Source organism: Bacillus sp. X1(2014) (genome assembly GCF_007678255.1).
The window spans coordinates 22,721-49,254 of record NZ_VEED01000014.1; the positions used below are offsets into that span (position 1 = coordinate 22,721).

A 26,534-nucleotide genomic window follows, 5' to 3' on the forward strand; every position below is an offset into this window, starting at 1 on the left:
CCATCTTATTTTAAAAGAACGAATATTCGGTGAATTATAGTGGTAGCTTTCCTTTAACCTTTGAGTGTCACTTATAAAAGTGACATTTCTAAGCTGTTTATTGTTTCTCTTCCGATAGAGTCATAAACGACTTTCGCATTTTTTACACTTATCAAATCATAACAGTTTCTTCCATCTATTACGATTGGATTATTCATCAACTTACTATAGTTATTTAAATCAAAGTTCTTAACTTCGTCCCATTCAGTAAAAATAAAACAAATGTCAGCATCCTTAATGGTCTCTTCTATGGAATAGCAATAAGTAATTCCGTGCGGATATGATTTTTTAAAGTTATCGATCCCCACAGGATCCCAGGCTCTCACATTTGCGCCATCATCGATCATAATGGGAATATTCACAAGCGAAGGCGCTTCTCTTAAATCATCAGTACCTGGCTTGAATGTTAAACCTAGAACAGCTACATTCAGTCCTTTTAAACTATCAAAATATTTGCGGGATTTTTTGAACAATTTAAGTTTTTGATTTTCATTTACATCAATCGCTGCTTTTACTGTCTTTAACTCATAGTCGTGGAAATTGGCTAACCAATGCAATGCTTTCGTGTCTTTAGGGAAGCAAGATCCTCCATATCCGATACCTGCATTTAAGAATCGGTTTCCAATGCGGGCATCATACCCCATTCCATGTGCAACATCTTCAATATTAGCTCCAATAATTTCACAAAGGTTTGCAATTTCATTAATAAATGAAATTTTCAGGGCTAGAAAATCATTGGAAGCATACTTTATCATCTCAGCACTTTTTCTATTTGTCACCACGATTGGCGCATTAAAATTCTTATAAACTTCTTTTAGTATCTTGCTAGCAATTTCATCTTCCACGCCAATAACAATTCTTGATGCACACAATGTATCTTTAACAGCCGTGCCTTGTGATAAAAATTCCGGATTCGAGGCAACATATACATTTACATCATTTGCTAAATTGGACTTAACCAAATCTTCGATTTTGTCATTCGTTCCAATAGGGACTGTTGATTTAACAACAACTACACAATCTTTCTCAATACTTCTTGCAATTTGTTCAGCTACTCCATAAACATAACTTAAATTAGCCGAACCATCCCGCTTTTCGGGAGTTCCAACACCAATGAAAATAATATCTGCATCTTTATAAGCATCTTGGTAATGTGTTGTAAAATTCAATCGATCCATATTCTGCACCATTAATTCTTGAAGGCCTGGTTCATAAATCGGAGAAATTCCGGCCTTCATTAAGGCAACTTTATTTTCATCAATATCTACACAAGTAACAAAATGGCCATGTTCTGCCAGACAGACCCCTGTGACTAAACCTACATATCCAGTTCCAGCTACTGCTATTTTCATATTTGTACCGCCTTCACTTCGGTTTCCAAATAATATTCCTTATACCACTTAGCAAATCGACTAAGACCTTCTTCAAGACTAGTACTTGGTTTGAAACCAAAATCTTTCACAAGTTCATCTACATCTGCATAAGTCTGGTAAACATCACCAGGCTGCATAGGAAGAAGTTCTTTCTCAGCAGGTTTATCAATTATTCCTTCTCCAATCAGGCACTTCTCGAGTGTCTCTACAAATGACATGAGACTTTCTGGCTGATTATTCCCGATGTTGTATACCTTATACTTCACACCATCTTCATTTGTATCCGGTGCTTCCCTCATGACATTCATGACGCCGGTGACAATATCATCGATATAGGTGAAATCCCGCATCATATCTCCATAATTAAAAATTTGGATTTTTTCTCCTTTAACAAGTTTATTAGTAAACCCAAAGTATGCCATATCTGGTCTTCCCATTGGACCGTAAACGGTAAAGAAACGTAAACCTGTAGAGGGAATGCCATATAAATTAGAATACGAATGTGCTAACAATTCATTAGACTTCTTTGTGGCTGCATATAAGGACACAGGATTATCTACCTTGTCATCAGTAGAATACGGTACCTTTTTATTGGACCCATACACTGAGGAAGAGGATGCATACACAAGATGTTCAACCCCTTTTGCTCCATGATCATAGGAATGGCGGCAAGCTTCAAGAATATTAAAGAAACCAATTAAGTTGGATTCAATATATGACTCCGGATTCGTAATACTATACCGAACACCTGCTTGTGCAGCAAGGTTTACAACAATATCTGGTTTGTACCGATCAAACACAGAATCAATGAGCATTTTGTCTACCAGGGAACCTTTAATAAACGTAAAGTTACCTTTAGATTCATCAAGTGCTATTTCCTTCAACATTGACAATCTTGTTTCTTTTAAAGAAACGTCATAATAGTCATTCATATTATCAATTCCAATAATTGACATCAAGTTACCATTTGATTCAAAAATCTGTTTGGCTAGGTAAAAACCGATAAAACCAGCCACACCAGTTATTAAAATGGTTTTATTACTAAAATTGATATTCATATTCATAACACCCTTTCAATATTGGTTTTGTTGGGTAATTGAAGCAACCTTCCAATCTGCAAATCGTATTCTGGAGGTTGTATTGGAATAAAGCCGCTCGTAGGTGAAAAGGTTAATTCGGAGAAATAAACTCTTCCATTAATTTCATATAAGTCAACTCGCAAAAAGGAATGTCCCTGTGATAGCTCTTCTGCGAACGATTTCATTATTTCAAAATTCAATGGCTTAGAAGGAATATTATCAATCCGTAAAAAGTCGCTTCTTTCAAATGGCAAACGTTCCCAATCTAAAGTTAAAAAAGCCATAGATGCCGTACTGTGTTTCTCCATACCTTGAGATAACTGTACGAATTCTGGCTTCCCACTAAAACAATAAAACTTATAATCTTTTAATACGAATGATGAAGGATCTTCCATGTATTTTTCGGCGATCACTCTTGGTTTTACATTTTTATACGGCCATTCTCGCCCATTATAATAATAGTTTTTTTTCAAACAACTATTGATTTTATTTCGAGCCGCCTCTATATCAAAATTCTTTTTATTTCTACAAATTACTAAGCCTCCGCAATCGTGTGTACATTTTAAAACAAACTGGTCTGGCAGCATTTCAATATTTATATCATCAAAATAATCCCACACCCCATAAGTAGGAATGATATAATCTGATCCGATTATCTTCGCAACATATTGTTTCGCTTCACACTTATCAACCATTTGTATATATTTAGTATGCCGGTCATAAATTTTAAGCCATTGAAGTTTCTCGTTAAATGTTTTTGGACTTTTTAAGTCTAGCCTTTTTTTCATTCTAGAAAGATACATTAAATTAAGGTAGACTTTATCTGGGAGCCAATTCAAGTATCCTTTCCAATTAGCCCATAAAACTATGGTTTCTGGTTTTTTGATTACTTTGTTAATTTTCTTTAACAATAGATTCCCCTTCCTTCATTCTTCGTATATGTACCTTACGATCTTTACTTACCTTTTTAATCAGAATTTCACTTAAATACATAAAACTATCCAGTTTAAAGATATAGGAAACCCCGACATAGATTATTCCACCACATAAAATTTGCAATCCCAATGTTGCTATAGCTGGAAGTGAAAGCCAAGTAATGGTATAGATCATCCCTCCCATTGTAATCGACAATATTAACGGTGGGGCAATATCACGAAATTGCTCTGCCATGGAGTAATTAATCAATTTTTTATTCGGAATCATGTTGATGAACATTGAAATACCTGCAAAAACAGCATTTGATATGGCAATTGCATATACATTTATGTTCATGGTCAACAAAAGCATTGCTACACCAATTACTTTTTTTAAGATTTCCAAATTCATCAATAAGTCACTTCGCCCTAAAGCCTTTATTGCTTGCCAGTTTGCCGTTTGCATTGGTTGAAATAACCAATAGATGCAACAAATCTGTAAAAATGGAACAACAAACAACCACTTTTCAGTCAGTAAAACCAGAATGAGGGAATTTGCCACACTCATCAGGCCAATCATAAGCGGAAAAATTAAATAGGCAGTAATTTTCATCGCTCTTCTCGTTACCGTTTTTAAACGGCTGATATCGTCATTTACCTCTGCCATCGCTGGAAAAACAACTTTTGCAATCGTAGAATTTATATTTGAAATAATAAGACTGGGAAATTGATTGCCTCTATTATAATAGGCCAAATCAGCCATTGTATAAATTTTACCAATGGTTAGACTTCTTAATTCGTTATATCCGATATTAATAAAATCGGCTGCAACAAGTTTCCATCCAAAACCCACAAGTTCCTTAGCAGAATTTATAGAAAACAATAGTCTCGGTCTCCACTGTACTGTAAAAAACAGAACGATCGTTCCAACGATTGTATTAATTAGGGTTTGAGCTACTAATGCCCATACACCAAATCCGTAATATGCCATTACAATACCAATTAACCCCGCCACTAATGTGCCACCCAAGTTTGAAAAAAAGAATTTTTTAAACATCATTCTTTTCGACACATATGCTTGCTGGATCGTGCTAAAAGACGAAATGGGTATGATTAATGCTAGTACACGTAAAACCGATACTAAATCAGAATTTCCATAAAATTTCGCTATAAATGGTGCTGTTAAAAATAGAATGGTATAAATAATAATGGACATAAAAAAACTGCAATAAAAGATCGTGGAAAAATCTGTCTCATCCGCATTCTTTTTTTGAATTAATGATTCACCAATTCCGTTTGTTACGAATACACTCGCCAAATTAATAAACACAAGAATTAATGCCACCAAACCATATTCACTAGGCATAAGCAATCGCGCTAAAATAATCGATAAAGCAAATGAAGCACCTTGTGTGATAAATCGCTCACCAAATGACCAAAACAACCCAGATACAACTTTATTCTTAAGATTTTTTTCTTCCATAAAAACCTCTCTGTCGATTTATTCATTCCCTGGTTAAGTGAATATTCACACAGGAGTTTCATCGATATTTTATTTTATTGACCGTTATAACAATATTAAACGTTCTTAAAAGAGAACAAACATGCATAAATTTTACATATTCTCCAGAGCATAATGGATTTTTCCTACCCAATTTCTATAATCAAACTTATTCTCAGCACATTTTCTTGCATTAAATGAAAGCTTTAATATTTCTTCATCAGGTAAAGACAGTGCTTTACGGATTTTTTCTAAACATGAATCGATATCGCACCGATCAAAGATTAGGCTATTAATATCATCTTCTAAATAATATTTAGTATAATCTCCTACATTTGATGCAATTGGAATAACACCATAGCACATAACTTCAGGAACTTTACTTGGAAAATTAGCCAAAGTCAATTGATTTTCTTCTCTAGCCAAAATCAAAAAATGCATTGACTGATATAATTCTACCAATTTTTCATAATGCAACCATTTATGCACGACAAGAACACTTTTAATATGATCATATTCATGAGGCGACAAAAGATTTTTAATTTCCTCCTCCTTAATACCACATAAATGTAATTCCACTCGTTCCTTTTCTTGAAAAGTCAATTGACTAAAACTTTTAAGAACTACCTCAATTGCATCTTTCATTAAACCATTACCTGGAAAAATAAACTTAATTTTATTAAATGCTTTTTCTCCTACTGGGTATTCAAGTACATCGGCCATAATCGGTAATCGCATGCTTTTGCATTTATCACCAATTAAATGATCTTCAATATAGGAGGAAATGGGAAAAATTAAATCATGTTGTGGCATAAAATTTTCTAAATATGTGTAATACCTTTTTGCTCTCTGTTTTGATTCAAAATAACTGTTGGGAAACCACTCGACAACCATATTTGCTGTTTTAAATCCAATCTTTCTTTTATATTTTAATATCTCCCGATTAACATCTAAATCTCCAGAATACACCAATACAATATCTTCTCTTGTAATATGATACTTCTTTAAGATATTAACTAAGATGTGCCCCTGATAATAGTGAAATTGCAGGCGTCGTAGAATTCTTGTTTTAGTTATATTATATGGAATAATTTTTATTCCCTTATATGAAAGATGACCTTCTTGAATTTGAAGTCTAAATTCTTCATTTATATCTGTAATAACATATACATCATATTCCGCCTCTTTCAATGCCTGACTCAAATATTGAATATAATTAGCCTTTGATGATCCTCGAGGGAAATTTGCATAGCTAAAAATAAAAATTCTTTTCTTCACTAAAATTCCTCCATATGCTTTGACTAACTAATCAACTTATTTACTTCACTTCTCATCAAATTCCCGCTTGTTGTGGTTGAAGTTCCTGTATGAATGTTATGATTCTTTAAGACGACTCTTCTTGATTCTTTCACCATTTTATGGGCTCTTCCAATAAAAACAAATACTAATAGTGTACTCAGATTCCACCCTAATTTATAATAGACTGATAATCCACCTAAGGCTGCCAAAAAGAAGAAACTCATTAATCGGCATCCGAAAATAAAGGCTTCTTCATCTTTATTTAAAGTGCCTCTTTTTATCTTTCTGAATAAGTGACTTATCACACCTATTAAACAAAGAATTGGAACCATTCCATAATGAAACATCATATAAATAAATTGATTATCAAAATACTTATAGTTGGGATTACCTAGAAAACTATAACCAGCATTCATTCCGTTGCCCCATATTAAACTAATTGGACTTACTTGTGAAAAGAAAGTTTCGTATTGTCCAAATCTAGTATCTTCACCAATTCGGTTAAAAAGGGCTCCTGTAATATTAGGAAATAAGACTATAATTGCGATAAAAACGAGCACCACAATACAAGCAGACAATATTTTCTTAAAGAAACTATGTTTACCTGGGCTAAGGATCATTATTGAATAGAGTACTAAAACACCCTGAATAACCCAACTTCTTGAACGAATTAGAAAAGCACAAATTAATAAACAGATACCTAGAATATATTTGAAAGACTTATGGGTTCTTCTATTATCAGACATTCCTAATGCGTAACACCAATAAGCACTGATTAGAACCGAAAACATTTCTTTACTTGGTGATGATCTCGTCTCAACTGAAATCCCATACTGTAAAATAAAGGAAATACCATTCCATAAAATAAGTACAATCATTGTAACGATTATATATGGAATCACATTTTTCGCACTCTTAAATACAGTCTTATCATAACCAAGTAAATAAAATAATGGGATTAAACATAAATTTATTGAAATATCACTTAGAAAAATCTCTTGTAAATTTGCTTCAAAAACAGAGATCATACACCAAATAAAAAATACAAGAATACTAAAAGCAATAATCAAATTAATTTTGCCTTTTCTTTGATTACTAAGTATGCAAAAAGCTAATAGAATATACAGTAAAAAGATAGCCATATTTAAGCATGCCGATGTTAATGTAGAGTAATGAAATAAATAAGTGTATGCCATCGAACCATCAGGAATCCAAGAACCCGTCATTCCTGGCAATATTAAATTAATTAGCATGAGCAATATGATGCTATTAAATAGCAATCCTTTTATATTAATTCTCAACTCATTTAGATGCATAGTTTTACCCCTAGTAGCGATCCAATGGTCCAGTAATCTGGTACAATCCCCCACTGGCTGCCGATTAATATTGACTTCTTTTGAACATCCTTTCTAAACGCCATTCTCTATTAATTGATTTATTTCCCTTTTAAAACTGTCAATTACGATATCAATTTGAAATTCTTCTTTAACTTTTTTCTTGGCTGCTCTTCCTGCTTCTTGACAAAATAAAGGATTTTCTAGACAGTAATTAATTGCAGAAACTAATTCATCGACCTCATTACTTTTAATCAAGATACCGTTCTCCTTATTTTGTATTAGATCCTTAGGGCCAGTCGGACAATCTGTTGATATACAAGGCAATCCAACAGCCATCGCCTCCAATAGGGCATTCGGCATCCCTTCATAGTTTGACGATAAAACAAAAAGATCTGTAGACATCAGCTCATCTGCAACGTTAGATACTCTTCCCTTAAAAGCCACAACATCCTCTATTCCTAGTTTTTTTACTAAATCCTTCAAATTGTTTTCCTCTTCACCTTCCCCATATAGATTCAATCTTAAGGACCTATTCGTTTTATAAACTATTGCAAATGCTTGAATTAATAGTCGTTGGTTTTTCTGAGCACTTAATCTTCCAAAAGTAGCTATTTCTGTAATGAATTCTCTTCTCTGATAATTGCAATCTATTAAGACACTGCTTACCGGATTAGGCACCACAATCATTTTTTTTCTTACAAATTTCGGAAAAAATTCAGCTTGTTCTTCAGTTTGCAGAAAAATCCCCGTTGATAATAATGCAACTATCTTCCCAATCCACCTCATCATTTTAGATTCTGGATAGAGAAATGGATTATTTCTGACAGTAAATATGAATGGAATTTTCATAAATCTTGATGCTAAATAGAAATGATTTACTTGATCAGGTAGAAACGGAATGATAATATCAGGATCGATTTCATGTATCATTTTTCTCATTACTAAAAATTTTTGTGTATAATAATAAATCTTATTTTCACCATTTCTTTTAGGTAATAGGTGGAGTTTCACTTTATCAGAAATAGGGTATTCATTATTCATTCTTTCATATAGTATCAAATGAACATCATAACCTTTCTCAGCCATTCCACTTGCTAATATTGATACAACCCTCTCTGCTCCACCAGATGTAAGAGAATTCGTTACAAAAAGATACTTATTAGCAGGCATATCAAATCCCCTTAGACAATTTTTCAAATTTAAGCGCAGGCGCCAGAAGTGCTAGTTATTATTTTTAGTTGATTTGATTGTAATACATTTCAACCAAGTCCTCGTTGCCATATTCGTGTTTTTGTAAAAAGTCACTCAATTGTAACCGTTTATTTGGATTGCTCAATAAATCTATAATTGCCTCAGCGATTTGATGAGGTTCAAGAGGGACTATGATTCCTTCTGAGCCTCCAATAATTTGATCCTTAACGGTATCATAATTTGAAACAACAATTGGTTTCGCTAAGATTTTAGCTTCATCCAGCACAACAGATTTCCCTTCATATCTCGATGGTTGAACGACGATATCACAAAAATGGCAATACGGGTATGGATTCTCCCTGGTCCCTAATAAAATAACTTTGTTTTCTACCTGTGCATCATTTATTTGCTTTTGTAATTTTTCTCTTAGTTCACCCTGCCCGATAATATACCAGATAAAATTAATGTTTTGATCCTGCATCACTTTTGCCGCTTGAATGGCCACATCAAATCCTTTTTGGCTGCTTAACCTACCAATTGAAAGTAGTATAGGCTTCTTGGGATCCGTTGCTCTAACTGCCTTATATTCATTCGGAAGAAAATCAAGCGCCATTTTCTTTATGAAAGAGGATGATGTGAGATTCGGTATAGATACTGTCCTGTCAGCAAAATCAGAAAAAATATCACTAAATATTTTTACGCATTCATCTGATATTGAAACGATTCGATTGAATTTCGCGAAATATGGTCTATCTAACTCTCGATCAAACCCATCGGCATTATAATCATTGTGTACCCATGTAATCTTTTTCTTTGCCTTTACCTTATCAGCTACATAGTACATAGCTTCACCGTGCATATAAGAAATAGCTACGTCATATTCTCCTGGTAAATCCTTAATAGCATTTCTATAGAATGTGTTCCATCGGAATTGTTTCCCCTTATTAGTATTGCTTCTATATCTTAACCGTGTATAAAATGTTCCAACATACCTTCTAAAACCTACATTTAAGGAAGAAATTTTTTTGATTCCGTCCGGATCCAAAGGTTTGAATGCATATTTCAATGTGTTAGGTATGCTTAAAATATTTACCTCTTTCGGTACTTGTTTAATAAAGGCACCCTCATGTTTAAATAACAACAAATCCACCTTGTACTTTGAATAATCAAAAAGATTAAGTGAATTAACCAGGCTTTTTTCTGCTCCACCAGTGTTTAATGCTGAAATAACAAAAAGTACTTTTTTCATATAAATCATCCCCTATATGAGGTACAACTGCTTATCAATTACAAATATCAGAGAATGTATCTTATTATTCCATTAATCTAGAAATTGCTTTTAATATAGAGGTTTTAACCCTATCCTCTGTATAGTTTTCTTTTATCCGATCGTAAACAAATTTTGAATAGATCCCCCACGACATGTCCCGGATAATCTTATCAACGACATTAGCGTATCCCATCGGATCCATATCATTAACCACTAGTTCCTGTTTAGCAACGATACTACTATTAAATCCTGCTGAACTGACAACTGGGACCACACCGAATGTCATAGCTTCTGTGAGTGAATTGGAATGGCCCTCCTTTTTCTCCTGCGAAGGAAAAATAAAAAAGTGTGCTCTTTGTAATTCTTCGCTTATAATTTCAAAGGGCTGCTGTCCTAAAAATCTGATTGTGCCCTCAGGAATATTCATGTTAGCTATACGCTGATCCAAGTCTTTTTTATATTCTTCTGTATAAGATCCAATAATAATCGTTTCAACTTTGTAGCCTCTTTTTAGAAGTTCATTACACAGATCGACAATTAATCCAACATTTTTTGTCTTAGTAACTCGACCAAAGTAGATCAATCTAACAACATCTAGAGGACGCTCTGCATTATACTCCTTCAAACTCTTGTTTAATACATAGTTAGGAGAATATACAGATTTCCTTTTATATTGTCGCTCTATAAACTCTACGTATTCGAGCCCTTGACAAAACACTGTATCCACTTGCTTTAGGATAGAACCCATAATCAACCTATAAAGTTTTCCATATTCAAAATAAGCCTTAACCAATCTACCGTTCCTTGCTTCATAAATAGTCTTTCTAGAAAGTAACTTTCCAGACATTATAATTAACCATTCCAAGTAAACATTTTTTTCGTAGAAACCAACTGTATATAAGATAGCACCATTATTAGATGCTAATGCTTTCAAAAGTCTAATATATCCTTTCAGAGCCATTTTTAAATAAGTCATGACTCCATTCTTTCCCATTATAGGTTTATCAATTGTAATAACGTCAAACCCATTTCCATTTAAAATATCTCTCGTTCTACGGCACCCAATTTCACCTCCTCCCAATTGATATCGTGGTAAATTTGTACCCACTGGAGCATAAAAGACAATAACATTTTTTTTCATATCACTTACCTCTTGCTATTAACCATACAAACTTTGTATTAGTGTAGAGATATCTCTTAAACAATCTTTTCGGATCTTGCATCAACCGGTACAACCATTCCAAATTACTCTTCTGCATCCATTCAGGTGCCCTAGAAATATTTCCTGCATAGTACTCAAATCCAGCACCAATACCAATCATCAAGCCGTTTACCATGCCCTGATGAGCTGCCATCCACCGTTCTTGCTTTGGCGCACCAAGGCCCACCCAAACAAAGTCAGGCTTTGTGTCATTGATGACCTTAACACAAGCATCATCCTCCTCTTCTGACATGGGACGAAAAGGAGGACTATACATCCCAGCAATCTCTAAACCAGGATAGTTTTCTTTGAGATTCCTCATGAGTTTTTCTAAGGTTGCTTCAGTAGAGCCATAGAAATAATGACGATATCCTTTCTCAGCTGAAATCTTAAAAATTTCTTCCATAAGACTTGGACCAGTTGTTCTTGCCATGTTTTTATGGCCACGTTTTCTTCCAATAGTAGAAAGAGGACCACCATCCGGAATGGCCATAATACCACCATTCTGAATAGCACAATAATCCGGTTCTTCATAGCTAGTTACTGTGGTATGCACATTGGAAACACAGATGTAGTCACCAGTTAAATCTTTTAAATTTTCATTTAAATAATCAACTAACCACTCCATATTAATCTCGGCAATCTTTACTCCCAAGATATTACATGTAGGGATTTTCGATTTATCAACTTTTCGAAAATAACTCTCAACAGGTTCATCTACAGTCTTTCTCAACACATTTGACATATGTGGCATCCCCCAATTGAATTATGAAATAATAGTTGAATATTCTGTTAAACCACTCTAAAAAAAGTGATGATTACGCATGAACATAATCAAACATCTTTTTAGCTATGTCTTCCTTCTCAACTTTCTTCATATCCGCCTCGACCATGATACGAACTAACTCTTGGAAGGAAGTTCTTGTCGGATTCCAACCTAATAATGTTCTTGCTTTTGTTGGGTCTCCCAATAATTGATCTACTTCTGCAGGTCGGAAGAATTTAGGATCCACTTCAACAATTACTTCACCGGTTGCTTTGTTAACACCTTTCTCTACTATTCCTTGTCCTGTCCACTCAATATCAACACCAACATGTTTGAATGCTAACTCTACGAATTCACGTACAGTATGCATTTCACCAGTTGCGATTACAAAGTCCTCCGGTTTTTGGTGCTGAAGGATTAGCCACATACATTCAACATAATCTTTCGCATAACCCCAATCACGTAAAGAGTCTAAATTTCCTAATAATAATTTCTTTTGTTTTCCCTGAGCAATTCTCGCTGCTGCAAGTGTGATTTTTCGGGTTACGAACGTTTCACCACGACGTTCTGATTCATGATTGAACAAGATCCCATTTACTGCAAACATATTATAAGATTCACGATAATTTTTTGTGATCCAGTATCCATATATCTTTGATACTCCATATGGGGATCGCGGATAAAATGGAGTTGTCTCTTTTTGTGGAACTTCCTGAACTTTTCCATAAAGTTCAGAAGTGGAAGCTTGATAAACACGTGTTTTTTCTGTTAATCCTAAAATACGAACGGCTTCCAAAATATTTAATGTGCCTTTTGCATCCACATCTAATGTATATCCTGGCATATCAAAAGAAACTCGAACATGGGATTGGGCTGCTAGATTGTAAATTTCATCTGGTTGGATGTCACCAATTATTCGAGTAACGTTTAAAGCATCTGTAACATCTCCGTAGTGAAGGTGGAAATTTTGGTTATTTATTATTGCATTTGCTTCTTCAACAGTAAGGATTCCTTCTAATCGTTCTTGATTATAAGAAGAGCTGCGGCGAATTATACCGTGAACCTCATATCCTTTCTCCAATAAAAATTCCGCCAAGTATGAACCATCTTGTCCTGTTACACCGGTAATTAATGCTTTTTTCATACAATTCCTCCAATATATTTATTTACTTTTGAAAATTCATTTTCCAAAAACCATCCATATGCTTTTTGTATTCCTATTTCTAAAGGCGTACTCGCTTTCCATCCTAATGAATTAATTTTAGATACATCTACTAATTTCCGAGGTGTTCCATCAGGTTTTGTTGTATCAAATAGGATTTCACCCTCGAAGCCAATAACTTTTTTAATAGTTTCAGAAAGATCCTTAATTGAAATATCTTCTCCAAATCCAACATTTACTATTTCATTTCCTTCATACTTATTCATTAAGAACACGCACGCATCTGCTAAATCATCCGAATACAGGAATTCTCTTTTTGGTGTTCCTGTTCCCCATACCTGGACAACAGGTATGTTGTTGATTTTTGCTTCATGGAATTTGCGAATTAACGCTGGCAAAACATGTGATGTATGTAAATCAAAATTATCATTTGGACCATATAAGTTCGTTGGCATAATGGAAATGTATTTAGTTCCATATTGTCTATTGTAGGATTGACACATTTTGATTCCGGCAATTTTGGCAATTGCATACGGTTCATTTGTGGGTTCTAGTTCACCACTTAATAAATATTCTTCTTTTAGTGGCTGAGGAGCAAATTTAGGATAAATGCAAGTACTTCCTAAGAAAAGTAGTTTCTTTACGCCGGTTTTATATGCTGCATCGATCACATTGGTTTGTATTAAGAGATTATCGCGAATGAAATCTGCTGGGTATTCGTTGTTTGCTACAATTCCCCCAACTTTTGCAGCAGCTAAAAACACATACTCAATTTCTTCTTCTTCGAAAAAGTCTAAAACATTCTCAAAATTTCGCAGATCTAATTCATTGCTAGTTTTATAAACTAGTTTTGTATACCCCTCGATTTCCAATTCCCTTAAAATGGCAGAGCCAACTAATCCTCGATGCCCAGCAATATATATTTTTGAATGTTTTTCCATCCAAACACTCCCTTAGTTAAAAAGCATTCTTTGACCCAAATAATACGAGAAAGGTTTTCAATATGATCTTGACATCTAACCAAATGTTTCTTTCGAAGATATATTTAAGATCCAGATCAACCATTTCTTTAAAACTAAGACTATTTCTACCGCTAATCTGCCATAAACCTGTACAACCAGGTATGACAGTTAACCGCTGCTTATCATGATCATCATATTCATCAACTTCTCTGGGTAATGGAGGCCTAGGTCCAACTAGGCTCATTTCACCTTTTATTACATTCCAAAGCTGAGGAAATTCATCAAAACTTGATTTTCTTAAAAATTTGCCTACTTTCGTAATGCGTGGATCATCTTTCATTTTAAACATCGCACCGCTTATTTCATTTTTTTCCAGTAAATCCTCCAGTAATTCCTCTGCATTCGTAATCATTGAACGAAATTTGTACATATTAAACTTTCTTCCATCTTTGCCAATTCGCTCTTGCCTAAAAAAAATCGCAGCTCTTGGGTCTTGCAATTTGATAAGGATTGCAATAATCAAAAATAAAGGTGATAATAAGATGAGTCCAGCGAACCCTCCAACAAAATCTACGACACGTTTCGTAAGTAGGTACCCTAATTTTTGATTAATTAAATTTATTTGATTAAAATCACTAATCATGTTCTCTTTTTCTTTCACTTTAGGAAGAGCCAACAGTCTTTCCCCCTACTAGTTAGATACTTTTTCAACTTCAAGATATTTTTCTAATGCTTGAAAAACATCTTCTCTTAACTCTTCATTTTTTAATGCAAAATCAATGGTTGTAAGGATAAAGCCAAGCTTCTCACCAACGTCATATCTAGTTCCTTCAAAATCACAGGCATAGACTTCATGGAATTAAGTCACTTCTGAGACTTTATACGTAAGAATTTATAATTTATAGGATTAGGGCATCAAACCCCTCCTCTCATTACACTCTCGACGACTAGCGTCTAAGGTATCTTTCAACCCACAGCATAACCGAGTGCCTCCATTGATAGTGGTAAGGAGACATCACCACTTCTTCAAAAAACGAACTAATTATTCTATATAAAGAACAACTAGTTTAAAAAAATTCAAATTAAATACAACAATAAGATTTAGTAGATTTTCTTTCATTACACCTTTGTCATTTGGTTAGGCTTTTCTCATAAAGAACAGTGAGAAAGTATTAATTTAATTTCATCGAAAGATAGTAGCTATTACCCTCCGTAATAATAATGCTGGTTACCTTTTCGCTTTTTATTATTTAATACGACACCTAAAAGCTTTGCTTTTGCAGAATTTAGTGATTCTAGCGCTTTTATGCCCGAGTCCCTTTTCGTTTTGCCACTATTAACAACTAATACAACACCATCACCCGAATTAGATAGTATTTGCGTATCAGCAACTGCATTGACAGGCGGGGAATCAAATAAAATCACATCATACTCCTCTAAGGCCTGCTCCATAAGTTCCTTCATTGAAACTGAACTTAGAAGTTCCGCTGGATTTGGAGGAATAGGTCCACTAGGCAAAATATCTAATTTTTCAATCTTTGTTTTTCGTATTGCTTCTTGTAATGAAGTTTGTTGAATAAGAACATTGGTTAACCCCGTCGTATTTTCAGTTTTAAAAATAAAATGCATCATTGGTTTGCGGAGGTCCGCATCGACAATGAGAATCTTTTTTCCTTGTTGAGCCATTACAACTCCTAAGTTTGCCGTTGTCGTCGTTTTTCCTTCTCCAAATCCTGGGGACGTAATAATTAGTGTTCGATAGGCCTTTTCAAGGGATGAAAATTGAATATTCGTTCGAATCGTACGATATTGTTCTGAAATCATTGATTTCGGGTTGATGTAAGAGATCAAGCTTTTTTCTTTTTTTATATTTACTTTTTTACTTCGTTTAAGCATCAATCGCCTCACCTCTCACTGCTAGATTAGCATGTTCTTTCTTTTTCATGTGTTTAGCTTTCATCTCGAACACCCCCCCCAATACTGGAAGACCAAAAAACTGTTCCACATCACGTTCTGTTTTAATCGAATCATCTATCTTCTCTAGTAAAAAGCAAAGTCCTATACTTGCTATTAGCCCAAATAAAAACCCAACAGCTATAATTAATTTCGAACTTGGATTGGATGGTGTTGGACTTAATTCTGCCAATGATAAAATATTTAGTTTATCAACATTCATTAATGTCGGAATTTGTTCATTAAATGTTTCAGCAATCGTGTTTGCAATTTTTGCTGCAACTTCTGGATCTGTATCTTGCACTGTTACAGTAATTACTTGTGATTTATCTCCACTGCTTATATTTATCTGATCAACTAACTTCTTTCCAGGGCGATTTAATTCCAATTTTCTACTAACTATATCAAGTATCATTGGACTCTTGATAATATCACTATAGGTCTCTATCAATTGCAGGTTAGATTGAATTTGGTCATAATCAATCTTTTGTCCATTTTCCCTCGATTGATTTACAAGAATCTGTGTGGAAGATTGATATATTGGGGTTATAAAATAAAAACTATAAATACAGCTTGCAATTGTTGCGAGTAATGTGATTAACACAATCATCCATAAACGTCTCTTAATAGCGGTAAATAAATCTTTCACAGTAAAAAAATCCAATTCTTCCATAGCTTCCTCCATAGAGTTATATTTTCGAATAATTATCATTGAAATTCCGACAAATCTAACAATAAATCTTTTTATACATATTTGCCCTTAATGATAAACAAGGTTGGTATACAATAACCTTTTTAAAATAAAAATAAAAGAAATTAAAATTGGTAAAATAAAGTTATTTTAAATTCTTTATACAGAACAATTTACCATAAAAATGTTCTTTTTTAATTTAATATTACGAATGTCTTAAAATTATAATGACTGTGAATAACTTTATAAATTACCAAGTGCTTCAACCCATTCTCCGTTCTTTTAAATACTTTCACTTTTCATTCTTTTCAAAAAGTTAAAATTTTCAATTTTGGATTAATTGCTTCCCCTAATTCCTTTAAAGTCCTTCCGTGTTGAATTCGTAAATCCTTTATTCGATCTCTTATATGCTGATGATCCATCTTGTTAATACCACCTTTTTTATAAAAATAATATCCACCATGTTCTTTAAAAAGAACCTTTTTTTAAAATATATCATACACTTTCTTATTTGAACAATATCAAAATTGCGAATCTTACAATTTTCACTTGATTCGTTTATATAACAAAACGAAAAATAACTTCTTCTTGTTCTCTTTTCCCTCAATTTATTCTTAATAATACTTGTAATATCTCGATTCGTTCTTTATAATAAAAAAGTGAAACCGGTGTCAAATTATCTTTTGAAACAAATAATTTAAGCTGTGCTTGCATTGAGCCTGTTGTTGTTAATTACATACAAAAGCTTTATAGTGTCATTTTACTTTTAGAAAAATTTTTACATACATTTAATTTTTTTTTGCACGTCTCGTTCGTTATAACGGATTCTCTTTATAAACAATAGTTAGTAAATTATATATCTAAAGGAGATAAAAATGGTTGGAGATCTTATTAAAAAATTAAGAGTACGAAAGGGGTATTCCATAACAGAATTAGCAGAACTTGCAGGAGTATCAAAATCATACTTAAGTTATATTGAACGAAATCTTCAAAATAACCCTTCACTCCAGTTTTTATCAAAAATTGCTATATCATTGGATACCACGGTTCCATTTTTATTAGGTACTGATGATAAAGAATCGGACCCTTTTATTGAACAACTACTGGATGAAGAATGGAGGACATTAATTCAAAAGGCTATTAATGAAGGAATGAGTAAAGAGGATTTCAAGAATTATCGAGATTATATACTTTTTATAAATTGGAAAAATCATAAAAAGGAGTTTGGTGAATAGCATGACATCAACTATTATGAAACAAGATTCTAATATTCATTTGTGTCTTTACACTCTACGAATGATAACCACTCATTCTGAATTCTGAGGAAACCTTAAACCCCTGTTACTCTTTAGGAGTCGACCACCCCAGTTAACTGCTCACTTGACACTGTCTCCGCCCCAATCAGGGTTATGGGTTAGAATTTCAATACAGTCAGTGCAGTATCCCACCGAAGCTAGAGCTCCTGCTTCTACAACTCCTATTTACATACTTGGTAGAACTTACTTAAATAAGATAATATTTAAATAGAATTGAATTTAATCTGAATATAATTTAGTAATCTGGGACAAATAATAGAATTTTAAACACTCCATTTTACCATTTTCTTCAAATTCCTTTTTTTGATATTTTGATTCATCACTATATTTTGTGGAAAATTCAAAAAAATAAGAAAACCCTCGCGGAATTCTGTCAATAATGTTTGTGTCAAATTAACATAACAGGAGGTACTAAAGTGTCTTCCATTTCACTATATTTGCTAGAATTTGAAGTTGTTAAACAGTATTCTTTGAAGATTGTAACCTTTTAAACGTATAGCTAACTTATTTCTGGAATTAAGTGTTGACCACAGAGTTTAGTGCAGAGACTAAATAAAAAACAAATTGACATACCACGAAATTTGTAGTAAATTTTATAAATAATCTAAATAATTGTTTTCTTATCAAGAGAGGTTGAGGGAAGGGCCCTGCGACACCTCAGCAACCATCAATGGCTTTTTCATTGAAAAGGTGCTAAGTCCTGCAAATTAGCTGCTAATTTGCAAGATAAGAAGAATGACTTTTTGGTCGCACTTACAAAAGCCATCTTCTTACAAAGATGGCTTTTTTTATTTTAATATTTTTTATACTACACAAGGAGTGGTACTCATGTACAAAATTGATACGAAACTTGCCCAAATAGGAAACCGAAGTGAAACAACAACAGGAACGGTTAATCCACCAGTATACTTTTCAACAGCCTTCCGTCATGAGGGAATTGGCCAATCAACTGGCTTTGACTATACACGAACAGGAAATCCAACACGCCAGCTCCTTGAGAAAACAATTGCTGATTTAGAGAATGCTGATCAGGGATTTGCATGCAGTTCTGGTATGGCTGCAATTCAACTTATCCTTGCACTATTTGAATCTGGCGACGAATGGATCGTTAGTGAAGATTTATATGGAGGTACCTACCGTCTATTAGAAAAGGGCTATAAAAAATGGGGCTTAACCACTCAATATGTGAATACCTGTTGTCCGGAAGAGATTGAAAAGAAAATCACCCCGCAAACAAAAGCTATTTTCTTAGAAACACCAACCAATCCGCTTATGCAGGAATCTGACATTGCAGCCGTTTCAAAAATTGCAAAGCAGCACGGATTATTATTAATCGTCGATAACACTTTCTATACTCCACTCCTGCAGCAGCCGATTACTCTTGGCGCGGATATTGTTATCCACAGTGCAACGAAATACTTAGGAGGACATAATGACGTCCTTGCCGGTCTTGTTGTTGCAACTGGAAAGGAACTTTGTGAAGCCTTGGCCTTCCACCATAACGGTGCTGGAGCGGTGTTAAGTCCATTTGATTCGTGGTTATTAATGCGCGGAATGAAAACATTGTCCCTCCGGATGGAACGACATGAAAAAAATGCAAAAAACATCGTTGAATTTCTTTCTGAGCATGATGCAGTAACTGATGTCCTTTACCCCGGTAGAGGCGGAATGGTTTCCTTTAGGATCAAAGACGAAACATGGGTTAATCCATTTTTACAAGGTTTACAGCTAATTAGTTTTGCAGAAAGTTTAGGTGGTACAGAAAGCTTTATTACTTATCCGGCAACACAAACACATGCGGATATTCCAGAAGAAGTTCGAATTCAAGCAGGCGTTTGTAATCGGTTATTACGGTTTTCCGTAGGACTTGAGGATTCACAAGATATAATAGAAGATTTGGAAAAAGCGTTTGTACATGTTCAAGAAGGAGTGATTGCCTAATGTCACACGATCAATATACTTTTGAAACCAGACTCCTTCATAATAAGCATAAAATTGATCCGGTAACTGGAGCAGTTAGTGTACCAATCCAGCATGCATCGACCTTCCACCAATCGGATTTCGATCAGTTTGGCAAGTATGATTATGGCCGCAGTTTAAATCCGACAAGAGAAGCACTTGAAGACGTGATTGCAGAACTCGAAGGCGGAATCAAAGGATTTGCCTTTGCATCTGGTATGGCGGCCATTTCGACAGCGTTCCTCTTGCTTTCTGCAGGTGATCATATTGTTATTACTGAGGATGTGTATGGTGGTACGTTTCGGATGGTCACACAGGTCCTTAGCCGTCTCGGAATTGACCATACATTTGTTGATATGACTAATTTAGAGGAAGTAAAAGAAGCTATTCAGCCGAATACAAAGGCGTTTTATGTGGAAACACCATCGAATCCATTAATGAAAGTGACTGACATACGAGCAATATGCAACATTGCAAAGGAGACGGGCGCATTAACATTCGTTGATAACACGTTCCTTACCCCTTCTCATCAAAAACCATTAGAGCTAGGAGCAGATGTTGTCCTGCATAGTGCGACGAAATTTTTATCTGGTCATAGTGATGTCGTTGCTGGACTTGCCGTCGTCAATGACGAGGACCTGGCAAAAAGATTAGGCTTTTTGCAGAATGGATTTGGTGCCATCTTAGGCGTTCAAGATGCATGGCTTGTTTTAAGAGGAATCAAGACTTTGCACGTGCGCTTGGAACAATCTCAAAATTCGGCTATCAAACTAGCAGAGTTTTTAGATGCCCACCCGCTTGTTGATAAAGTCCATTATCCGGGGCTTGAAAGTCACCCGCAATATCACATTCAGAAGAATCAAGCTGCTGGACCTGGAGCAGTGCTATCCTTTGAATTGGCAAATGAAGATGCTCTTAGAACCTTTCTAGCGAACGTGGAAATACCTGTATTTGCTGTCAGCCTTGGAGCAGTAGAATCTATTCTTTCTTACCCGGCAAAAATGTCCCATGCTGCGATGCCTCAAGAAGAACGAGAAAAGCGCGGGATTACTAATAGTCTTGTTCGCTTATCGGTTGGGCTAGAAAATCCTGATGATTTGATTAAGGATTTTTCGCAGGCTCTAGAACATGTTCGTAAGGATCATTTGGTACTACAACAAGGAGAATCATCATGAGCTTTTTAGACAAATTAAAAAATCAAATCTTAATCGCTGATGGTGCCATGGGAACCCTATTGTATTCCTACGGTAAGGATAGCTGTCTGGAGGAATTGAATCTTTCCCAGCCAGACCACATCCGATCCATCCATAAAGCCTATATTGATGCCGGAGCTGATGTGATTCAAACTAATACCTATGCAGCAAACTACCTTAAGCTGCAAAGGTATGGTTTAGAGGATTCCGTCAAGGAAATTAACAGTGCGGCCGTCAAATTGGCTAAACACGCTGCTTCTCGAACCAATACGTATGTCCTTGGAACAATTGGCGGCAATCGCGGAATTAAACCAGATTCAGTCTCGATTGAAGAATTAAAACGCAGTTTCCGTGAACAATTGTATTGTCTCCTTCTAGAAGGAGTAGATGGCCTCTTGCTCGAAACCTTTTATAATCTTGAAGAGCTTGAGACCGTTCTATCGATTGCTAGAAAGGAAACTAAACTGCCAATCATTGCTCAGGTTTCCCATCAGGAGCCTGGATTTTTACAGGACCGTACACCTGTTAATGACGCTCTAAAACGACTAGAAGCTCTTGGTGCTGATGTCGTTGGACTTAATTGCCGTCTCGGTCCCCATCATATGTTATTAGCCTTGGAACAGGTCGAACTACCTGAAAATGCTCTCCTATCAGCCTTTCCAAACGCTAGTCTCCCTGCCTATACGGATGGTAAATTTCATTACGAGGGCGATGCCGATTATTTTCGAAATTCAGCACGGGCTTTCCGCAGCCAAGGTGTCCGATTACTTGGGGGCTGCTGCGGTACAACGCCAGAACATATTAAAGCCTTCGCTGCTGAATTAAAGAATAGTGTTCCGATTACTGAAAAAATAGTAAAATTAAAACCAAAGAGAATTATCGTTGATCAACTTTCTCCACAAAGGGAGTTCACTCCCCTTCATGAAATCGTGAAAGAAAGGCCATCGGTGATTGTAGAATTAGATCCGCCTAGAAAACTAGATACAACAAAGTTCTTCGAAGGCGCCAAAGCCCTAAAAGAAGCAGGAATTGATTCAATTACCTTAGCGGATAATTCTCTTGCAACAGTTCGTATCTCAAACGAATCTTTAGGATATTTGGTGAAAGAAAAATTAGGAATGCGTCCGCTGATTCATATAGCTTGCCGTGATCGCAATATTATTGGCTTGCAATCCCATTTAATGGGACTTCATACACTTGGGATGAATGATGTTTTAGCGATAACAGGTGACCCTGCAAGAGTTGGGGATTTCCCTGGTGCTTCCTCTGTATATGATGTTTCTTCCTTTGAGTTAATCCAGATGATTAAGCAATTAAATGAAGGCTTATCTTTTTCTGGAAAAGATTTAGGACAAAAAACATCTTTTAGTATTGCCGCAGCCTTTAACCCAAATGTTCGCTCTGTTGAAAAAGCTGTAAAGAGGTTAGAGAAGAAGATACAGTACGGAGCAGATTACTTTATCTCCCAGCCTGTTTTTTCAGAGGAAAAATTAATCGAAGTCTATGAAAATACTAAACATCTTGATGCACCTATTTATATTGGCCTTATGCCACTAACAAGCAGTAAAAATGCCGAGTTCCTTCATAACGAAGTGCCGGGAATCAAAATTGCTGATTCAATCCGGAACCGAATGGCAATGTTCAACGATAACCCTGAGCAGGCGGCACGTGAAGGAATTGAAATTACTAAATCATTGATCGATACTGCACTCGATTTATTTAACGGAATTTATTTGATTACACCATTTTTACGCTATGAATTAACTGCTGAATTGGCGTTATATACTCGTCAGCGTTCAAGTGAATTGAGGAGGAGCAACTATGCCGAAAACACCATTTACTGAACAACTCAAAAAACGAATCCTCGTCATGGACGGGGCGATGGGAACGATGATCCAAGAAGCAAATCTAACAGCAGAAGATTTTGGTGGCGAGCAGTATGAAGGCTGTAACGAAAACCTAGTGTTAACCGCCCCCTCTGTCATTGCCAATATTCATCGTGAATACTTAGAAGCCGGTGCAGACATCATTGAAACAAATACGTTCGGGGCGACAAGTCTTGTTCTCGATGAATATGAACTTGGTTTTAAAGCTTATGAGATCAATAAAATCGCTGCCTTTCTCGCCGTGAAGGAAGCATACAAAGTTTCAACAGATGAGTGGCCTCGATATGTGGCTGGGTCAATGGGTCCGACGACAAAAACATTAAGTGTCACAGGCGGAACTACCTTTGATGCCCTTGCAGCATCCTACGAGGAACAAGCAATTGGCTTAATTGATGGTGGTGTCGATTTACTCCTCCTAGAAACAAGTCAAGATATGCTGAATGTAAAAGCGGGATTTGTTGGTATTGAAAGGGCATTTGAAAAAACCGGGAAAACTCTGCCGCTGTTTATTTCAGGGACAATCGAGCCAATGGGTACAACGCTCGCAGGGCAGTCAATTGAATCGTTTTTTATTTCTGTTGAACATATGAATCCCGTTGCTGTGGGACTTAACTGTGCAACTGGGCCAGAATTTATGCAGGATCATGTCCGCTCGTTAGCAAATCTGGCGTCGACAGCTGTCAGCTGTTACCCAAATGCTGGTTTGCCTGATGAAGAAGGACATTATCATGAAACACCTGAGACGTTAGCAAAAAAGCTGGCTGATTTTGCTGCTCATGGCTGGCTGAATATTGTTGGAGGCTGTTGTGGGACGACTCCTGCCCATATTAGGGCTATTGCTGATGCGATGCAGGAATACCAACCTAGAGAATTTAAGCCAAACACTGTTCATATGGTTTCCGGGATTGAACCATTCATCTATGACGACCCGACGTTACGACCTATTATGGTCGGCGAACGGACAAATGTTATTGGCTCCCGTAAATTCAAACGGTTAATCACCGAGGGGAAATTTGAAGAAGCATCAGAGATTGCTAGAGCCCAGGTCAAAGGCGGTGCGCACGTTATTGACCTTTGCTTAGCTGACCCCGATCGTGAAGAAATGGTTGATATGGAAAACTTCATTAAAGAAGTGGTTAAGAAAGTAAAGGCTCCCCTTGTTATCGATTCCACAGACGAAAAGGTTATTGAGAGAGCCCTTAAATATTCACAAGGAAAAGCAATCATCAATTCGATTAACCTAGAAGATGGCGAGGAACGCTTTGAAGCAGTGGTCCCATTAATCCATCGCTACGGTGCAGCTGTGGTTGTCGGAACCATTGATGAAGAAGGCATGGGGGTAACTGCCGAGCAAAAACTAGCCATTGCGAAACGGTCCTATGATCTGCTTGTCAATAAATATCGTCTAAAACCACAGGATCTCATTTTTGATCCGCTCGTGTTTCCTGTTGGGACTGGAGATGAACAATATATCGGTTCCGCCAAGGCTACGGTTGAGGGAATTAGGTTAATTAAGGAAAATTTACCAGAGGTACAAACCATCCTCGGAATTAGTAATGTCTCCTTCGGGCTTCCACCTGTCGGAAGAGAAGTTCTTAATTCTGTATTCCTATACCACTGTACCCAAGCAGGACTAGATTATGCGATTGTTAATACCGAAAAACTAGAGCGGTTTGCTTCCATTTCTAAAGAAGAAGTCCAATTAGCTGAAGCTCTTTTATTTGATACAACTGATGAGACGTTAGCAACCTTTACTGAATTTTATCGCGGCAAAAAGAAAGAATCGAAATCCACTGTTCCAAATATGACTCTAGACGAGCGGCTCGCCTATTATGTGGTGGAGGGAACAAAGGAAGGATTACTGCCAGATTTAGACCTAGCCCTTGAAACTTACCCTGCCCCACTGGATATTATTAATGGGCCATTGATGGAAGGGATGAAGGAAGTCGGCCGTCTCTTTAACGACAACCAACTCATCGTTGCCGAGGTTCTTCAAAGTGCTGAGGTCATGAAAGCTGCTGTCTCGCATTTAGAGCCACACATGGAAAAAGGCGATGTTTCTGCTACAAAAGGGAAAATCATTTTAGCCACGGTGAAAGGCGATGTTCATGATATTGGGAAAAACCTCGTCGATATCATCCTCAGCAATAATGGTTATGAAGTAATCGACCTGGGGATAAAGGTCAATCCAACCGATTTAGTACAGGCGATTCACCGTGAAAAACCAGACATGGTTGGTTTATCAGGCCTACTGGTAAAATCCGCACAGCAAATGGTATTAACAGCTCAGGATATGAAGGAATCAGGTATTGCTGTACCTATCCTCGTTGGCGGGGCGGCACTTTCTCGGAAATTCACTGATACGAAGATTGCCAAGGAGTATGATGGACTTGTCCTTTATGCCAAAGATGCGATGACCGGTCTTTCGATTGCGAATCAATTGAATTCGGAAGAGGAAGTTCAAAAATTAATGCTTGAAAAAAATGAAAAATTAGCCTCTTTAGCTGTTCCTAGGGAGTTTGAGCGCCCCTCATCTGTTTCCGTTGCTGTAAAACCGAAGCCAGCGGTGTCGACTCAGGTCCCTGTCTTTACGCCAATGGATACAAAGAGGCATGTCCTTAAATCATACTCGCTTTCTCATATTGAACCATATATCAATATGCAAATGTTAATTGGTCACCATCTTGGTGTGAAAGGGAAAATCGCCAGGTTATTAGCCGAAAAGGATGAAAAAGCGGTTAAGGTGAAAGAAGTCGTGGACCAATTATTGACTGATGCTCGTGTGAACGGCTGGATTTCTCCAGCAGCAGCTTATCAATTTTTCCCAGCACAAGCGGATGGTAATAAAGTCTTGATCTTCAATCCGAAAAATCCAGACGAGGTCATTGAAACATTTGATTTCCCTCGTCAGGAATCGGCACCACATCTTTGTTTAGCTGATTTCCTTAAGTCAGTAGACAGTGGTGAGAAAGATTATGTCGGCTTCTTTACGGTTACAGCCGGCAGAGGAATTCGTGAAAAAGCGGAGCAATTTAAGCAGGATGGCCGCTTTTTAGAGTCCCATGCTCTCCAAGCGCTGGCATTAGAGACGGCAGAAGGCTTTGCCGAGTTAATTCACCGTCAAATGCGCGACCGCTGGGGCTTCCCAGATCCGCTTGATTTCACCATGCAGGACCGTTTTACGGCTAAATATCAAGGTCAGCGTTTTTCATTTGGCTACCCTGCTTGTCCAGAATTGGAAGATCAAAAGAAGCTATTTAAGTTGATTCAACCAGAGGAGATCGGCATTCAGTTAACAGATGGCTGTATGATGGAGCCTGAAGCTTCTGTTTCAGCAATCGTATTTGCACATCCGGAAGCTAGGTATTTTAATGTGTTGAGATAGGAATTTTCTTGGGATTCCGCGGGGGATTATTACCTCCGCGGAATTTTTTTGTGTGTG

General features: G+C 36.2%; 20 protein-coding genes, 1 pseudogene and 1 riboswitch. Of the genes and pseudogenes, 5 read left to right on the forward strand and 16 right to left on the reverse strand.

The genetic code is table 11. The annotated features are described in order from the left end of the window. Positions 1-71: 71 nt before the first annotated feature. The 16 genes and pseudogenes from FS608_RS21305 to FS608_RS21380 all read right to left on the reverse strand — a co-directional run bounded on the left by FS608_RS21305 (position 72) and on the right by FS608_RS21380 (position 16,720). Complete coding sequence (locus FS608_RS21305; RefSeq protein ID WP_144554596.1) at positions 72-1,391, reverse strand: UDP-glucose dehydrogenase family protein; 1,320 nt, start codon at positions 1,389-1,391, stop codon at positions 72-74. After that, positions 1,388-2,476: a GDP-mannose 4,6-dehydratase gene (locus tag FS608_RS21310; RefSeq protein WP_144554597.1), complete on the reverse strand. Its 1,089-nt coding sequence runs from the start codon at positions 2,474-2,476 to the stop codon at positions 1,388-1,390. Before FS608_RS21310 ends, FS608_RS21305 begins: the two co-directional genes overlap by 4 nt. Next, entirely contained in the window at positions 2,473-3,402 is a 930-nt protein-coding gene (locus FS608_RS21315) for an ATP-grasp fold amidoligase family protein (RefSeq protein ID WP_222127389.1), read from the reverse strand. Before FS608_RS21315 ends, FS608_RS21310 begins: the two co-directional genes overlap by 4 nt. Beyond that, positions 3,386-4,888 carry a lipopolysaccharide biosynthesis protein gene (locus FS608_RS21320; RefSeq protein WP_144554598.1) on the reverse strand — a complete coding sequence of 501 codons (1,503 nt, stop codon included), beginning with the start codon at positions 4,886-4,888 and terminating at the stop codon, positions 3,386-3,388. The genes FS608_RS21315 and FS608_RS21320 overlap by 17 nt, the downstream gene beginning before the upstream one ends. Positions 4,889-5,020: 132 nt before the next feature. Then, a complete protein-coding gene (locus FS608_RS21325; RefSeq protein ID WP_144554599.1) occupies positions 5,021-6,184 on the reverse strand; it encodes a glycosyltransferase in 1,164 nt (387 codons plus the stop codon). Between the two features lie 23 nt (positions 6,185-6,207). After that, positions 6,208-7,521 carry a hypothetical protein gene (locus FS608_RS21330; RefSeq protein WP_144554600.1) on the reverse strand — a complete coding sequence of 438 codons (1,314 nt, stop codon included), beginning with the start codon at positions 7,519-7,521 and terminating at the stop codon, positions 6,208-6,210. 93 nt (positions 7,522-7,614) lie between these two features. Then, positions 7,615-8,712 (reverse strand): glycosyltransferase, encoded by a 1,098-nt coding sequence (locus tag FS608_RS21335; protein ID WP_144554601.1) that lies wholly within the window; start codon positions 8,710-8,712, stop codon positions 7,615-7,617. A 64-nt stretch (positions 8,713-8,776) separates the two neighbouring features. Further along, positions 8,777-9,982: a glycosyltransferase gene (locus FS608_RS21340; RefSeq protein ID WP_186328840.1), complete on the reverse strand. Its 1,206-nt coding sequence runs from the start codon at positions 9,980-9,982 to the stop codon at positions 8,777-8,779. A 64-nt stretch (positions 9,983-10,046) separates the two neighbouring features. Then, complete coding sequence (locus tag FS608_RS21345; protein ID WP_144554603.1) at positions 10,047-11,144, reverse strand: glycosyltransferase family 4 protein; 1,098 nt, start codon at positions 11,142-11,144, stop codon at positions 10,047-10,049. A gap of 1 nt (position 11,145) precedes the next feature. Next, positions 11,146-11,949 carry a WecB/TagA/CpsF family glycosyltransferase gene (locus tag FS608_RS21350; RefSeq protein ID WP_144554604.1) on the reverse strand — a complete coding sequence of 268 codons (804 nt, stop codon included), beginning with the start codon at positions 11,947-11,949 and terminating at the stop codon, positions 11,146-11,148. A gap of 73 nt (positions 11,950-12,022) precedes the next feature. Then, the gene (gmd, locus tag FS608_RS21355; protein ID WP_144554605.1) at positions 12,023-13,114 is read right to left on the reverse strand and encodes a GDP-mannose 4,6-dehydratase; all 1,092 of its coding nucleotides are present in this window, start codon (positions 13,112-13,114) and stop codon (positions 12,023-12,025) included. Beyond that, entirely contained in the window at positions 13,111-14,073 is a 963-nt protein-coding gene (gene fcl / locus FS608_RS21360; RefSeq protein ID WP_144554606.1) for a GDP-L-fucose synthase, read from the reverse strand. The genes gmd and fcl overlap by 4 nt, the downstream gene beginning before the upstream one ends. Before the next feature lie 16 nt (positions 14,074-14,089). Next, a complete protein-coding gene (locus FS608_RS21365) occupies positions 14,090-14,770 on the reverse strand; it encodes a sugar transferase (protein ID WP_395947803.1) in 681 nt (226 codons plus the stop codon). 15 nt (positions 14,771-14,785) lie between these two features. Further along, positions 14,786-14,944: pseudogene (locus FS608_RS31410) on the reverse strand (UTP--glucose-1-phosphate uridylyltransferase); the annotation flags it as partial. 353 nt (positions 14,945-15,297) lie between these two features. Next, a complete protein-coding gene (locus tag FS608_RS21375; RefSeq protein ID WP_144554607.1) occupies positions 15,298-15,990 on the reverse strand; it encodes a CpsD/CapB family tyrosine-protein kinase in 693 nt (230 codons plus the stop codon). Continuing rightward, complete coding sequence (locus FS608_RS21380) at positions 15,983-16,720, reverse strand: YveK family protein (protein ID WP_186328841.1); 738 nt, start codon at positions 16,718-16,720, stop codon at positions 15,983-15,985. The genes FS608_RS21375 and FS608_RS21380 overlap by 8 nt, the downstream gene beginning before the upstream one ends. Positions 16,721-17,613: 893 nt before the next feature. On the opposite strand from FS608_RS21380, the gene FS608_RS21385 reads away from it, so the two are divergent. The 5 genes from FS608_RS21385 to metH all read left to right on the forward strand — a co-directional run bounded on the left by FS608_RS21385 (position 17,614) and on the right by metH (position 26,477). Beyond that, positions 17,614-17,973: a helix-turn-helix domain-containing protein gene (locus FS608_RS21385; protein WP_144554609.1), complete on the forward strand. Its 360-nt coding sequence runs from the start codon at positions 17,614-17,616 to the stop codon at positions 17,971-17,973. A 698-nt stretch (positions 17,974-18,671) separates the two neighbouring features. Further along, positions 18,672-18,787, forward strand: a riboswitch (SAM riboswitch). A gap of 95 nt (positions 18,788-18,882) precedes the next feature. Then, positions 18,883-19,995, forward strand: a complete 1,113-nt coding sequence (locus FS608_RS21390) for a methionine biosynthesis PLP-dependent protein (RefSeq protein WP_144554610.1) — start codon at positions 18,883-18,885, stop codon at positions 19,993-19,995. Then, complete coding sequence (metC, locus tag FS608_RS21395; RefSeq protein ID WP_144554611.1) at positions 19,995-21,188, forward strand: cystathionine beta-lyase; 1,194 nt, start codon at positions 19,995-19,997, stop codon at positions 21,186-21,188. The genes FS608_RS21390 and metC overlap by 1 nt, the downstream gene beginning before the upstream one ends. Beyond that, the gene (locus FS608_RS21400; protein WP_144554612.1) at positions 21,185-23,050 is read left to right on the forward strand and encodes a bifunctional homocysteine S-methyltransferase/methylenetetrahydrofolate reductase; all 1,866 of its coding nucleotides are present in this window, start codon (positions 21,185-21,187) and stop codon (positions 23,048-23,050) included. Before metC ends, FS608_RS21400 begins: the two co-directional genes overlap by 4 nt. After that, the gene (metH, locus tag FS608_RS21405; protein ID WP_144554613.1) at positions 23,028-26,477 is read left to right on the forward strand and encodes a methionine synthase; all 3,450 of its coding nucleotides are present in this window, start codon (positions 23,028-23,030) and stop codon (positions 26,475-26,477) included. Before FS608_RS21400 ends, metH begins: the two co-directional genes overlap by 23 nt. The last annotated feature ends 57 nt before the right edge of the window (positions 26,478-26,534 follow it).